The 13,218-nt window shown below is 60.1% G+C and carries 16 protein-coding genes; 3 read left to right on the top strand and 13 right to left on the bottom strand.

Going from position 1 to position 13,218, the window contains the following annotated elements:
* Positions 1-242: 242 nt before the first annotated feature.
* Positions 243-500, top strand: a complete 258-nt coding sequence (locus J5Y06_RS07050) for a hypothetical protein (RefSeq protein ID WP_209334448.1) — start codon at positions 243-245, stop codon at positions 498-500.
* A 146-nt stretch (positions 501-646) separates the two neighbouring features.
* Here the strand turns inward: J5Y06_RS07050 and J5Y06_RS07045 are convergent, their stop codons facing one another.
* From J5Y06_RS07045 to J5Y06_RS07020, 6 genes are all read right to left on the bottom strand, one after another.
* A complete protein-coding gene (locus J5Y06_RS07045) occupies positions 647-943 on the bottom strand; it encodes a hypothetical protein (protein WP_209334447.1) in 297 nt (98 codons plus the stop codon).
* Positions 924-1,364, bottom strand: coding sequence for a hypothetical protein (locus J5Y06_RS07040; protein ID WP_209334446.1), 441 nt, complete (start codon positions 1,362-1,364; stop codon positions 924-926). Before J5Y06_RS07040 ends, J5Y06_RS07045 begins: the two co-directional genes overlap by 20 nt.
* Positions 1,361-1,618, bottom strand: coding sequence for a hypothetical protein (locus tag J5Y06_RS07035; protein WP_209334445.1), 258 nt, complete (start codon positions 1,616-1,618; stop codon positions 1,361-1,363). Before J5Y06_RS07035 ends, J5Y06_RS07040 begins: the two co-directional genes overlap by 4 nt.
* Positions 1,619-1,781: 163 nt before the next feature.
* Positions 1,782-2,897, bottom strand: coding sequence for a glycoside hydrolase family protein (locus tag J5Y06_RS07030; protein ID WP_209334444.1), 1,116 nt, complete (start codon positions 2,895-2,897; stop codon positions 1,782-1,784).
* Between the two features lie 103 nt (positions 2,898-3,000).
* Positions 3,001-3,903, bottom strand: a complete 903-nt coding sequence (locus J5Y06_RS07025) for a hypothetical protein (protein WP_209334443.1) — start codon at positions 3,901-3,903, stop codon at positions 3,001-3,003.
* Between the two features lie 11 nt (positions 3,904-3,914).
* On the bottom strand, positions 3,915-5,804 hold the full coding sequence (locus J5Y06_RS07020; protein ID WP_209334442.1) for an SGNH/GDSL hydrolase family protein: 1,890 nt from the start codon (positions 5,802-5,804) through the stop codon (positions 3,915-3,917).
* 221 nt (positions 5,805-6,025) lie between these two features.
* Between J5Y06_RS07020 and J5Y06_RS07015 the strand changes: the two genes are divergently transcribed.
* The gene (locus tag J5Y06_RS07015; protein ID WP_209334441.1) at positions 6,026-6,505 is read left to right on the top strand and encodes a thermonuclease family protein; all 480 of its coding nucleotides are present in this window, start codon (positions 6,026-6,028) and stop codon (positions 6,503-6,505) included.
* Position 6,506: 1 nt separating this feature from the next.
* On the opposite strand, the gene J5Y06_RS07010 is transcribed toward J5Y06_RS07015, so the two are convergent.
* The 5 genes from J5Y06_RS07010 to J5Y06_RS06990 form a co-directional block, all read right to left on the bottom strand.
* A complete protein-coding gene (locus tag J5Y06_RS07010; protein WP_209334440.1) occupies positions 6,507-6,734 on the bottom strand; it encodes a tail protein X in 228 nt (75 codons plus the stop codon).
* Positions 6,734-7,174: a phage tail protein gene (locus J5Y06_RS07005; RefSeq protein ID WP_209334439.1), complete on the bottom strand. Its 441-nt coding sequence runs from the start codon at positions 7,172-7,174 to the stop codon at positions 6,734-6,736. The genes J5Y06_RS07010 and J5Y06_RS07005 overlap by 1 nt, the downstream gene beginning before the upstream one ends.
* The gene (locus J5Y06_RS07000) at positions 7,174-8,196 is read right to left on the bottom strand and encodes a phage late control D family protein (RefSeq protein ID WP_209334438.1); all 1,023 of its coding nucleotides are present in this window, start codon (positions 8,194-8,196) and stop codon (positions 7,174-7,176) included. Before J5Y06_RS07000 ends, J5Y06_RS07005 begins: the two co-directional genes overlap by 1 nt.
* Positions 8,196-10,151: a phage tail tape measure protein gene (locus J5Y06_RS06995; RefSeq protein WP_209334437.1), complete on the bottom strand. Its 1,956-nt coding sequence runs from the start codon at positions 10,149-10,151 to the stop codon at positions 8,196-8,198. The genes J5Y06_RS07000 and J5Y06_RS06995 overlap by 1 nt, the downstream gene beginning before the upstream one ends.
* Before the next feature lie 129 nt (positions 10,152-10,280).
* Positions 10,281-10,643: a phage tail assembly protein gene (locus J5Y06_RS06990; protein ID WP_209334436.1), complete on the bottom strand. Its 363-nt coding sequence runs from the start codon at positions 10,641-10,643 to the stop codon at positions 10,281-10,283.
* A 15-nt stretch (positions 10,644-10,658) separates the two neighbouring features.
* On the opposite strand from J5Y06_RS06990, the gene J5Y06_RS06985 reads away from it, so the two are divergent.
* Positions 10,659-10,982 carry a hypothetical protein gene (locus tag J5Y06_RS06985; protein WP_209334435.1) on the top strand — a complete coding sequence of 108 codons (324 nt, stop codon included), beginning with the start codon at positions 10,659-10,661 and terminating at the stop codon, positions 10,980-10,982.
* A 273-nt stretch (positions 10,983-11,255) separates the two neighbouring features.
* Here J5Y06_RS06985 and J5Y06_RS06980 read toward each other — a convergent pair whose 3' ends face one another.
* A complete protein-coding gene (locus tag J5Y06_RS06980) occupies positions 11,256-11,780 on the bottom strand; it encodes a phage major tail tube protein (RefSeq protein WP_209334434.1) in 525 nt (174 codons plus the stop codon).
* Between the two features lie 12 nt (positions 11,781-11,792).
* Complete coding sequence (locus J5Y06_RS06975; protein ID WP_209334433.1) at positions 11,793-13,037, bottom strand: phage tail sheath protein; 1,245 nt, start codon at positions 13,035-13,037, stop codon at positions 11,793-11,795.
* Positions 13,038-13,218 lie beyond the last annotated feature (181 nt).

Here is a 13,218-nt window from a genome sequence, read left to right as displayed (position 1 = left end):
ATCCGCCGCACGTGAGGACTTTGTTCCTACAATGTTCTGGGTCTGTCAATTCCTGACATTGGGACATGCACAACCGAAAATCTAGCAAGATCAACGAGCGGTTTTTGTCCCACTCTGCGCAGAGAAGCCCGGTGAAGCTGGGTTTCCGCAGTCCCTCCGGGCCCACCATTTTTCCTGTTTTTCAAGGGCTTCCAGAGCCGAGATTGGGATCAGTTTCCTAATATGTTCTAAGGTTCGCCATCGTGACCGACAACCCCACCCTCAAGATCGACACGCTAGGCCGGCTGAAGGAACACGGCTACCGGATCGGGATCTCCTGTGGCCCCTGCAACCGGTTCAAGGTAGCGGACATGGATGCGCTTATTGCCAGGAAGGGCGAGGACTTCGAGGCCAACCACTGGAGCATCACGCCTCTGTTTCGATGCGAGCGCTGCGGAGATGGTGGGAGGATCGCCATGCAGCTTATGGCTCCGACGCTGGGGCCGAAGACGGGGCGGTGAGGGATTCACAGCGATTCGGCGGTGCGCTATATTCTCTGCCATTCCCTGGCTTCTTTGCATAAAGCGCAAAGAAGCCCCGCCCACACCGGCTGCGGTGCTTGGGAGGGTTAGCGGACAGCCCGATACCCAGCCACCCTCGCCTCGCCTCACCTGCGGCGATTGTCCGGCAGATGCTCGATCTTCTCCAGAAGCTCATCGAGCTTGTCGTCCATCTCCGACTGCTTCTTGTCGTTGATGGCGTGAGCCACCGCGTCAACCGCCTTGATCAGCCGTTCCATTTGCTCCTTGTTGCCCAACTCCATACCGATCGACTGGAGAGCGGAAGCAGGAGGAGCGGCCGGCTTGTTCCGACTGATGATGAACATAACCGCCCCACCAACTGACAGGACGACATAAAACAGGGCACGCGCCCAGCCTGGCAGATCAGCTAGGATGCTTTCCATGGATGCGCTCGCTGTATGGGACACGAGCGTCTTTTGCTGCTGTCCAGATGTTGGAGCCCTCGCCCATGGCAAGGAAGGCGTAGGTGATGCTGCCGGTGGATGCTACGCCGGATACCTCGATCCCATATGCAAGCGCGACGAAGATCAGCCCGCCAAAGATAGCGAAGGCGCCCCGGATCTCAGGTGACGGTTTCCACGCGCCGTTCCGGTAAAGAACGATCAGGCGGAACAGGCCGCAATAGAACAACAGGTTGCCCCACGTCCCTTCAGACGCAATGGCAGCAAGCTCCCTGAACGCCGGCTGCGCGAACGTTTCGGCGGGGTCCAAAAGGCGAATACCCAGGAACATGAGGATGCCGGCGCTTATCCACTCCATCCTTCGGACGGGGAACTGCTCTCCGATCTGGCCGAAGATGATCACAATGCGCTTCCCTGTTCATGCCGCAGGCATTCGCTCTGCGACCAGACAGACGCCCCGCAAAGCCTCGCTGCGGTCTCGTCTATCTTGTCCTGGTCCGCAGCCGTCTTGCCCTGCGCTCCCACGAGCGATGTTCCGATCACCGAGCGAGCCGAGCTATTCAGCGCCTGCTTCGATGCAGACACCTCTCGCGAAACTGTACACGCCTGAACGGAGAACGCACTGACGACGAAGAAAAGCAGCACGATCGGCTTCATTGGCGAGTTCTCCTGATGCTTGGTTGGTTGCCGCGTCCAGTTGTGCCGCCTTGGCAAGGCCACCTGCGCGGTATTGATCCGGACCATGAATGACGAAGGCCCAGAGAAGGCCCAGAGCGAGGCCTACGGCGGCGCCGGCTGTGATGTTGAGATAGTCGATCATCTAGAGCCGAGCCCCGTCTCTGTAGGCCTGCACGCTCTTCTCTTCGACCCGCTTGCTGTTGAGGTAGAAGGCGCCAGCAATGGCTGCGATGATGATGAACCACAGCCATGCCGGCGCATCGCCCACGGCGTCTTTGAGCGGCTGGACGTATTCACTCGCCATGCCAATGTTGCCGATGACGCCGTTGATGAACGCGAGGATGGCCGCAAAGAGCGCAATGATCCCGCCACCGTTCTTGTTCAGGCGGTTTGCCTTGGCTTCGGGGATGGTCTTGGCGATTTCGTCAGTAGCCGTGTCCTCACGCGGCAGCTTGCGCGGCTTGGCTGTGTCGAGCGCAGCCACCAGCGCCCCGTCGATGTCGCGGCCGGCCGGAAGTCCGTTGTCGGCGCGGAAGGCCGCAATGGCATCGCCCGTGAGCTTGCCGAGCTTGCCGTCATAGTCGCCGGTCTTTGGATCAATCGAACCCAGCGGATAGCCGAGAGCGGTGAGCTTACGCTGCACAACCTGCACCATAGCGCGGGAGGTGTAGATGTCGGATGCGGCGGGCTTGGGTGCAGGCGTCGGTTTAGGTTGCGCCGTAGCGCCCTTCATCAACTCAAGAACGTTCACCCGCTTACCCTTGCTCCAGAGCACCTTGCCCGCGGTATCGGCGGGATAGAGGTTCGCGTGGCCGTTGGCGGAGTAGCGCCCGTCGAAGAACAGATCGCGCTCCTTTTCCCGGCGCTCGATGATCTCCTTCGGCTTCTTCCATGCCATGAAGGCAGACTTCGCGCCGACCATATCGCCGGCGTTGAACTTCTTCACCCAGCTTGCCCGGTGAATGCCGCCCGTGTTGAAGTCGAAGGAAACCGCCGCGTCGAACTGCGCTTGGGTCAGCGGGCGCGTGAATGCCTTGCGCACACGAGCTTCGAACTTCTCGATGTCACGCCGGAAGATCGTCATGATCTCCCCGATAGTGAACTCCCGGCGATGCTGCGCAGGGTCCGGTTCACCTGCAGATGCAGTGTGCCCTATGCCAACGGTGAGCTTGCCCACACTATCAAAATAGGGCGCATTGACGATCCCTTCGTGGCTCGCGATCTCCACGAGCCCTTTGTCGCTGACCTTTTGAGCCATCGTTGCGTTCTCCAGATTGTTAGGATTGTCTTTGCGCGCGATCAGCGCTTAGGGTTCAGGCGTCGGGTGTTACTATCCACCGCTCAGCAGCCGTGGAAGGGGCTTAGCTGTAGAACCCCGCATCGTACTTCGCCTTGGTGCGCTCCCAATCGGCGTCGAGAACGGCGACGGGATCCCGTCCGCTCAGACCAAGCGCTTCCACAAAGCCGCGGTGAAGCTTCCACTTCTTCGCGTTTGTGGTGGAAACCGTAGACGATCCAATGCCGTGGATACCCACAAGGGGCTTTGTGGTCGAGAAATCGACCGTGTTATCAGTGCCGGGGCTGGTCGATGTACTCCACGTCATTCCGTTGGCTGTGCGGATGCGGGAGCGCTGTTCGGTAGCATTGCGCCAAGTGGCGATTTGAGCAAACTGACTGAATTCGGTAGCAGGCACAGCGATCTGCTTCCCGTCCACTGAGTTAAGCGCTTTTTGCCGGTACATGAACAACATCTTCTGGCCACCGGTTGTTAGCTGCCCGAAGTTGAAGACGTCCGGCGCGAGAGCGTATCCGTTCACGTTCGTGGTCCAGCTAATAAACGCGCGGATACCAGAACTTGTCTCCCAATCTGCCGAAGACGGGAGCACTACATAGAGGCAACCGAGGTAATACTGGCTGTTCGCCCAAATCGCAGCGGCAGCGGCAGAAGGCCCCTCAAGATAAACACCGTTGGCCGTTATGCCTGAGAAATCCACGCCACCATCAGCAAAGGGCAGCGTCTGCCCGGCAGTCACGATAAACTGACCGTTGGGGATGGCACCGGAAGCATCCGTAAATGCTTCTGCTAGGTTCTTAACCGGAGCGCCGTTTACCACCGGGGAGGCGCCGCCATAGCATAGCGGTCTGGCCAGATCGAAGAGCCACTTCACGCCTCGATTGTAATCGTCGCGAAGTAAAGGATCGCGGGTCAAAAGTGGTTTACCCTGACCGGCAGCAGTAAATTGGGTCTGTTGAACAAGTGTCATAATTGTCAATCCTATTGCATCAAGAGGCGTTCTTTGGCGTCGGCTATGAGCTTCCCGCCATCAGCGCTTGGGTGGATGTCGTCGGGCAACATGAAAGGATGGATGCCCGTAGAGCGGTAATCCGACTTGTTTTCAACTCGTCCAAAGATGTTCTGCAGGTCGAGATGCGCGAAGTTGTTGTCGTAAGCGTACTTGCGCACCGCCGCCGTGATATCGGTCATGAGCCTGGGGCGGCCGAAGAAGTTCTCAGGCGGCGATGTGAGAAGAATGTCCGTCGCTGGCGATCCGACCCGACATCGAGAGGCGATAAGGCCGAGATTACTTGCAATGGTTACGTCAGGCAGGCTCTCCACTGACGCGGCCTGGTCATTCGTCTGCAACATGATATCGACAAGATCGGTGTCCAGCCACCCAAATGCTTGAGACCAAAGTGTTGCGTTAGGCGCAAGCCAGCTACCGGTAGAAGCGCCATTCACAGCGATTTTGTTGACCCGAACGCCCGCGCTGGCAGCGCGCATGTCTGCGCCGGATAGGATCACAGTCCCGCTGACGACTTCGATCTCGAAGTTCCAGGACCCAGATGTCGGGGCGCCGGAAACCATCGAAGTGCGCGCGTTACCCGTGCCAACAGTCAGATCAAGAGCGGTCCAGCTTCCATTGTTCCAGCGATAGCGTGCCTGCCCATCTACGGTCGGGACATAGTGTAACCAGACTTCGCTGATCTGCGCGCCAGCTGGCCCAGCGACTGTAATCTTGGCCCCTGCAACGGCTGACTTGATAATCCCGAAATCGACCGTTGGTTGGCCTTGAGTTTCGGCGATTGTCTCGGTCCAAGAACCCGAGAGCGTGCCGGTGTAGCCGGACCCAGCCGCATTCACTGATGTGCGGTTGTCGCGAAACGAAATCCAGCCGTGACCGGCATCGCCATAGACTGCCTTGAGGCGCTTGGTCAGCCAGTTCGGCCAGTTCCCATAGCCCCAGCTATCGCCGATGACCGTGTAAACGAACTGGATCGCGGTATCGCCATTTAGGATGCGACGCAGCTTGTAGCGCGACCATCGCAACTCTTCGGCGTTAATCATCGGCGTGCGCGGCGCACCATTTGCATCGAGAAAACTTAGCCGTTCGGAAAGGTTCGTCTTGTTACCTCGTGCCGCCGATATCTCAGCTTCTGCCGCATCAACAAGTTCATTGAATGCTTGCGTATCAACCAGACCGATGACAGAGATAATAAAGCCATCTATGCTGACAATGAATGTGCCGCCCGGCTCTTCAGTGTCCCATTCAGTGAGAGATGCCTGACTGGTCACATCGAAAGTGTTGAGGATGTATCCATCACTGCTTATCGTAAGCAGGTTGAACGGCTCTTCTGTGTCCCATTCAAGCCGGTTTGTGACGTTTGCAACCGCCCCCACCGTGGCATTGCTGTCTTTTTCCAGAACACCAGAGCGCTTGACGTAGAAGCCGTTGTTGGCCCCATCTGCGGTGACATAGACGCCCTTGTCGGCAGGAATGGATGCAAGGGCAGTATTGGCCAGAGCAAGCGTGGTATAGCTGCCGACGCTTTCTGCGGCTGCGATGGCATCGGAAGCGCTGGTGGCGGCGTTCGTCTCGCTTGTTGCCGCAGCACTCGCCCCCTCCCCAGCCGCCTGTGCAGCAGCTGGTGCATTCTGTATGGCGGTGATGTGGGCGGCGGCGGTTTGGATGTCGTCAACAGCCGGCGCGAGAGCCTGTAGGTCCGCAGCGCGTGCCGCGAGGGAAGCCACGTCATCGGCTTTCTCGGCGACGATCTCGATGTCCGCCCGGCTGGCATTGACCTGCTCCACCAGCGGGCGCAGTTCAGCTACCTCGTCGGCCCGCTCGATCACGTCAGCCAGCGCATTCGGCGCCAGCTTGCGCATGACCTTCTTGCCGTTGACGGTCTTCAGGCCGAACGCTTCGAAGTCGGTGACATCCGAGGTTTCCACCACGTCAACGGCATTGGTCGGTTGATGAAGGCTGCTCATAGGCTTGCCTCCCCAGGAATGAGGAACATCAGGTCTTCTCCGGATGTGGAAAGGTGTGGGCTGGCGCGGGATGGCGCCGGCCTGATAGGTTGGATAGCGACAGACCCAGAGGGCCCATGCTGAGATTTGCGGTTGCCGCGTTCGTTCTACTGCTTGCCATGCCGGCACAGGCTCAAGGCCCGTTCACCGGCCGTGCTTCCGTGGTCGACGGCGACACGATCGAGATCACCGGCCAGCGCATTCGCTTCCAGGGCGTGGATGCGCCTGAAAGCTGGCAGCGATGCCAGGATAGCGCCGGCAAGCCGTACCGGTGCGGCAAGGTCGCGGCCGATGCGCTCGACACGTTTCTTGCCAAGTCACGGCCGACCCGGTGCGAGTTCATCGAATATGACCGATACAAGCGCGTGGTTGCCGATTGCTTCCGCGCCGATGGAAAGAGCGTAGCCGAGTGGCTTGTTCTCAACGGGCATGCTCTCGACTTCAAGCGGTACAGCAAGGGCGCCTATGCCGCTGCTGAAAGACGGGCCTCGGCGGCGAAGGTTGGCATGTGGCAGGGCGAGTTCGACGCGCCCTGGGATGCGAGAAAGCGGCGGTAGATCAGCCAAACAGCGAGACGACCGGCCGCAGAGCGGTTGATGTCTGCGCCGGCCGATCCGGCAGCGTCACCACCGTGCCCATAGGGATCACCGGCCCCATCGCGGCAAGGCCGGGGTTTAGGTCCAGCGCGGCGGGCAACAGATCGCGCGCCAGCACCGCTCCATATTCGGCGTAAAGCAGTTGGTCGAGCAAGATCGGTTCACCTCGGACTGTGATCTCCTTCGGCATCACCGACCTCCCATGACGCCGAAGATGGACAGCAGAGCCCCAATGATGCTGGGGCTCGCGCCTTCCGGCGACGTCTTCACCATCGAGATCGAATGCTTGACCGTGAAGCCGACGCCATCGCGCATCAGGTCGGCATGGCTTTCACGTATGTCCTCAATGACGAACCAGCCGAACATCTTGCCATCGCCGCGCATGACCGGGAGCCTCTGGCCCGAGCGACGCATCTCGTGCAGTGCCTCCAACTCGGTCAATCCGCCGATCTTGGACGGCAAGAGTTGACCGGAGATGGTGATCTTCTCGTCGCCCTCGCCCATAAACTCGCGGCCAGGGAGGGAGCCGATCAAGGGCTTCACGGCGAAGTCGGCAGCGCCGGTGCGCTCGACGTCGTCTGCGCTGAACGGGCGGGTGTCCAAGGTGATCGTTCCAATGGAATAGAGCATCAGCGATCATCCTTGCCGGCTGCGCCCTGCGGCTGTGCGAGTTCGCATCGGGTCACCGCTCCGCCGTCACGATCTGCGGCGTGGGTACGGCCGGTAATCCGATAAGTGCCATCGATGCCAGGGCGAGCACCGGTTAGCACAAGCGTGCCTTCGGCCATCGCTTCAGTGGCCAGGTCGAGTTGGGCAGACCCGACGCCTGCGTTGCGCTCCGCATCAACCTTCTGGCTTTCTGCCATAGTGCCGGCCTGGTCTTCATCAGCGGCATTCCAGCGCTGAGTGTCGATCGCATCCCCGGCGTCCTCAAGGTCGATCGTCAGTTCCTTTTCCTTGAACTTCGCTTCCTCGCGGTCAAAGAACCGGACCTTCTTGGTTTTGGACCGGGGCCGCCCCTTTGTCGGGTCGATGTTCACCGAAATGACGTTGCCATCACGGCCGCAGCGAGCGAACACGGTCGGCAATGCGGACCCGGCCACAGAAAGCCCCTGCCCTCGCTTGGCAAAGACGGCACGGTTTCCCTGTAGCTTGAACGTCGCGCCCAACTCCCGACTGATCTTCTCGCCCCAGGCAATGAAGCTGGCCCCATCTGGCGACCAGTAGTCGCGCATGATGCTGGCAAGCACCGGGTCGACCTGAACGCTGAACCCGGCCGCCGCACCGGCCTTCTGCGCTGCTTTGTCGAACGTTGTGTCGTCCAGGTGCCAAAGCTGGTTCTCGGTCGCCTTGCCGCGCGTGTCGAATGCCTTGCAGGAGACCTGAAGCAGTCGCCCGCCGCCACGGCTGAGCGTCCAAGGTGTAGAGTCTACGAACCCACTGAAGACTGGCACGCCGTTCAACATGACCTCGACCGGTGTCCTTGGCGCCGGCAGCTTCACCTGACCATCGCTGTCATCGAAGGTCAGCGAACAGGCGTCGCTGTCGACGCCGTCGCGGTCCACGACCTCAACTGAGATCAGATACGGCCGCATCGGGTTTGTCATATCGGTGCCGCCGACGATGACCCGCCAATCTACCGTCCACGCCATCAGCCGGCTCGTGACAAGTCAGCATGCATTCCGGAGTAATCCACTCGCGCACGCGCTGCGGCCGCACTCGCCGTTCTCGCCGCCTCTGGGATCTGGCGTAGCGTAGCCAACAAAGAGCTTGCCTCATTCTTAGCCGCACGGATCGACGACGCGTCCACTTGAGGACTCACCGTCATGGCGGAGATCTCGTTCCGGCGCTCGATCAGCTGCTGCATTTGATCACCGATCTGCCGCATCGTTTCGACCGCAGCGGGGTCCGGCGCCAGTTTGAACCCCTGCTCCAGCTGCGTCTTCTTGCTGACGAGTTCGCCAAGCTGTTGATCAATGCGGGATAGCTCATCGTCGGTCGCCGCGGATGGCGCCATAGAAGGTCGAGGCGTAGGAATCGGGATATTGTCTCCGCTAGACGCAGAAGGTTTAGCCGGTCGGTTCGAGAACCTCCTCTGAGGGCCAGCAGACGGCGCCGGTTGCGGCTGCGGCTCCCGAGAATCTGTACCCCAGCGACGGCGATAATAGTCGTCATCGACGCTGTCACGCTGCAGACGATCGAGATCTTGGCGCATCGCATCAATCTCGCCCGTGTCCCAGCCCTGACCAGTAGCCAAGTCCAAGACCTTATCAACCGCCTTAACAGGCGGGCTGACTTTCGCCGCATCCTTGATGGTATCTCGGGCGCTGCCCAGAGGCCCTTCATTCGGCGTGTCTTCAGTAATCACGCCGATCTCTTGGCCGAATTCACGGATCGTCTTGATGCTGCCCGTAAGCGTGTTGGTCAGCGCAGCCATACGGCTGAAGAAGCTTTCGATAGCCGAGCCCTCATTCCCCATGGAGAGGATCGACCCGATCAAGTCCTTCAACTCGCCAAGCGCTTTCTTGGCATCTTGAAAGGACTGCGCGTCCACCTCCACCTTCAGGGTTTCCAGGCCTTTGCCGATCTCATCGAAGATAGCGCGGGCCTCCTCGAGACCACTCTTGATGTACGGCATCGACATATTGCCGGCGTCGATCATCAGTTCGCGCAGCGTGTTCCGCGCGATTGTCCATTGCGACCAGAAGTCGTCGAGCTTGAGCTGATAGGAATTGTTGAGCGATCCGGCCCACCCTTGCTGATTGGCAGCATAGTCCATGTTGCGGACCAATTCCTCGCTGCCTTCCACAAGCTGGCTGACCACATCGACATGCTCTTGCCCGAATAGATCAGCGATAACGCCAGTGCGTGAGGCGGAGTCGAGCTTCCTCAGGCTTTTAATCAGATCAACAAGCGCGCCATCGGCGTCTTCCGCAACCTTTTCCGCAAACTCTTCGGTGTCGCCCACCAGACGTTTGAACGCTAGGAAGCCCTTTTTCGAAAGCGAGTTCGGCGCCAGCAGTTTCGTCAGCATTGAGTTGACCGCGGTCGCGGCTTCATTGGCCGGAACCTTGAGGTTCGCGAGCGTGGCGCCTAGCGCTGCCGTCTGTTCCACCGTGAGGCCGAAGGTCTTGCCCATAGCGCCGGCGCTGTCGAGAAAGTCGACGATACCCGATTCGTCCGCGATGCCGCTGTCAGCCAAGCCGTTGATCAGGTCGAAGATGCTCTCCATGCGCTCCATTGGAACACCAAGGGCCTTGTTAAGGCCGGCCGCAGTGTTGCCGACATCTTCGGCGCTCATCTCGAAGGCATCGGCAGCCTTGGCCGAAAGCAACGCGAACTGCCGGAGCTGGTCGAGCGGGATGCCGGCGGCGGCACCGCGTTCGTAGGCCGCAGCAATCTCCTCGAGCGGGACGGCCAAGTCGCCAGACGTTGCGAGCGTCTTGATCTCTTCGCCAAGGCGAGCGGTCTCTTCGGCTGTGATGCCGGCCTTCTTCTGGATGTTCGTTAGCGCGCTCTCGAAGTCCGCCGCCTCACGAACGACACTGCTTGCCCCGTAGGCGCCGGCGATTGGAGCGATGGCTCCTGCGGCTCCTGCAAGAGCCATCCGACTAGCTGTGCCCATTCTGACGGCCGAACGCTCAAGCCGCCCCAGAGTACCACTCAGCGCCCGCGCAGGGCCTGTCACCTTGTCGATGAGCGATAGAACGAGCTCGGAGCTAAGACGCGCCACGGGCTAGACCCTCTTCATTGAAGGGGCGAGATGACGCGCGATCACGCTGACGAGTTCGAGATCCGGCCACCGCAGCGCACGCAGCGCAGTTACCGACAATCCGGTCATCGATGAATGCAGGTCCAGTTCCGACAGGGAGCCGGCCAGAACAGCCTCCACGGTAGAAAAAGACGGATGGCGGAACTCAACTTCGCTGATGCGGACGCCGTCAACTTCGAACGGGTAGGCGAGGCGCACAACGGCAGTAGCAGGAACCTGATCGTAGAAAATTTGCGCCGCATCTTCCTGAGCGCCGCTCGTTTCCTCGGAAACATCGTCGTTGACGAACTGCGTATCAGCCGCTTCTTCTAGATTGATTTCGGACATACATATCGGCCTTCGGTGGAGAAGAAGAATTTGAACAGGATCATCGCAGCGGCCGGCGTGCTTCAGATCATCGGCGCCATCGTCGTCTACAGCCAAGCTGCGACGACGGTGATCCTTGAGGTGTGGGCCGCGATCACGCTCGGGATGGGCGTTCTCACGATTGCCGTCGCCGTAACGAACCATCGATTGCGCGAGATCCGAGACGCGTTAACGCCGAGTAGCGGCGCTGTCTTGCCGAGCGCACCGCAGAGCGAGCGTATCCGCGAAGAACTTGCAGCTGCTGATCAAAGCCGCAAACCAGATCTGGCTCAGGTCGGCGCGATTTTCAAAGATCGGTGACGCGCTGCCTCGACTCTCTCCAGACACACGGCTTTTATGCAGCCGGGTGGAGGGACCAATCATGATCACGCTAACGCTTCTGGCGCTGCTGCTTGCGGAATCGCCAAGACCTCAGTGGTCGCAGCCCGAGCCGCAGGTGATTTTCTGCTCCGGGTGCGGTTGCCGAGGTGGCCCAGGCTGGCGCAGCAAACGCACCGGGCAGTGCGTAGGCAAAAAGAACTTGGCGAAGGAATGTGGTCGCCCGCCAAGTTCGAAGCGCTGCACGAAAGAGAATTAGGCTCCTAGCGCTGTTCGATGCGGCGCCATCAGGTCACGGCCGTCAACGCGGATGATGCGTTCCCAGAGATCGACATAGAACAACTCTTTGCCGGCCACGGTAAGCTCATAGTGCGTCACCTCGGCAATGGAGTGTGTGCAGCCCTGAAACTCCGCAGGATCGCTTTCATCGGGCTCCCAAGAGGTGATGGCCCCTTCGATCACCGCACGCGCCGGCACGACGCCACCACGGCCAGGGCCGCGCATGTTGAGTGAGCCCGCGAATGTAAACGTGTCCACCTCGCCCATGCCAACGAAGGCTTCCGTATCAATGCCCTTCACGGTGAAGGCAGGTTCCGGCGCTTCAATGCGCGGCATGGCGAAGTTTGCAGCCATCACACCACCGCCTGGGTTGTGTTCGGCCGTCGCAAAGACGAGGCCCGGCATTGTCAGCGACGTGATGATGTTCGCCCGCGAAGTTCCCGGGCGCGAGGCGCGACGAACGTCCACAGCCGTCAACAGGTACAGATTGGATTGTGCCATTGATCCGGCTCCTTAAGCGACGGTGTTGAGGCGAGCGACGATCTCGGAAACGAGACCCTCGACGGCGGGGCGATAGCGGCGGATGTCAGTGTCGGCACGCTTGAAGACTGGGGCCGGTTCGATGCCCAAGTCTAGTTTGATGCGGCCGAGCCGGATCTGCTCAGGGCTGTTCTGGTCGGGAATGAAGACGTCCTTGTTGTACCCGAGGATGTCGTCAGCCGCCTTGTGATCGCGCAGCATGAACAGGATCGAGTTGATGTAGGCTTCCACCAAGTCGGCGGTGATCTTCCGCCCGAGGAACTCGCGGGTGATCTGGATCAGCTTGACCGTGATGTAATCGGCGCCGCGCACCTGGTGGATCTGCTGCCAGAGTTCGCCAGTGTCGGCGTTGTCGGTGCCGATGAAGACAAAGCCGCCGTCCGCGACCGCGCCGTCAACACCCACCTCGCCGCTGGCCACAACCGAGACGTTAGCCTCGAGCATCTGCTGCCCTTCGGTCGAGCCGTCGAGCAGAGAGAATGGGATGGCGCGGGACAGGCCGGCCAAGCCATAGATGGCACGGTTGGCGATTGGGTCGAACGGGCGACCCTCGTTCTCATTGTCGACGCGGGCGAACAGGCCAAGTATGCGCGGGCCCATGGCGCGAGTGACTACGTTGGTGCCTTCGAACACACGGGCTGCAACGCCCACCGGCATCAGCCGCTGGCTGTTCATGGTCTCACGAGCATCGATTGCGTTGGCCGACGCGGTGTCATCCACGTCGACCACCGAGATAGCGAGGAGCGTTTCGCAGGCTTGCGGCAGGGCAGCGACTACCGGGTTCACCAGGAACTCGCCTTCGTTGTCCGGGTCAACCGGGCGGAACGACGTGCGACCGGCCCAGATCAGACGCGGCGTTGCGTTCACCTGCGACGGGATTGCAGCAACATTGCCGAGGGCAGCAACGATGTTTGCTGCCGTTTCCGCAACCGTACCAGCTTCCGTGACGCGAACGACGGTGATATCGGCGCCGCGGTTGACGCCGGTCAGCTGAGCGTTGATGCCCTTCACCGCGTCCGCCAAGAGACCTGTGCCAAGCTTCGCTACGGTCGCTGCATCAGAAGACGAGAAGCGCTTCGCCACCCCGATCGGGAAGGCTGTCGCGTCCGCATCCGCCGACGTTTCGATAAGTAGCATCTTGGAAAAGTCGGCTCCAAGGACCGGTACCGGCTCGTCGGCGGGCCGGGAGAATTGCATGCCAAAGATTGGAGCGCTCATTTGCTAATTACCTCCTTTAGGTAACGGTTTTGTTGCCGTTGACGGTTCTGGAGGCTAATGGAGCGCACCCCATTTTGACCGGACACGCGGCATAGCTGATAAGGCATAGGCATACGCCTATGAGTAAGACTATGTCCAAAGCCTCTGACGCTCCGTTCAGCAGGGTCGAAGTCATCACATC

It is taken from the genome of Tianweitania sediminis (assembly GCF_017813335.1).
In the GTDB taxonomy this organism is placed as follows: domain Bacteria; phylum Pseudomonadota; class Alphaproteobacteria; order Rhizobiales; family Rhizobiaceae; genus Tianweitania; species Tianweitania sediminis.
The sequence above is the reverse complement of the archived record's forward strand: the minus strand, read 5'-3'. Positions and strand labels throughout refer to the sequence as shown.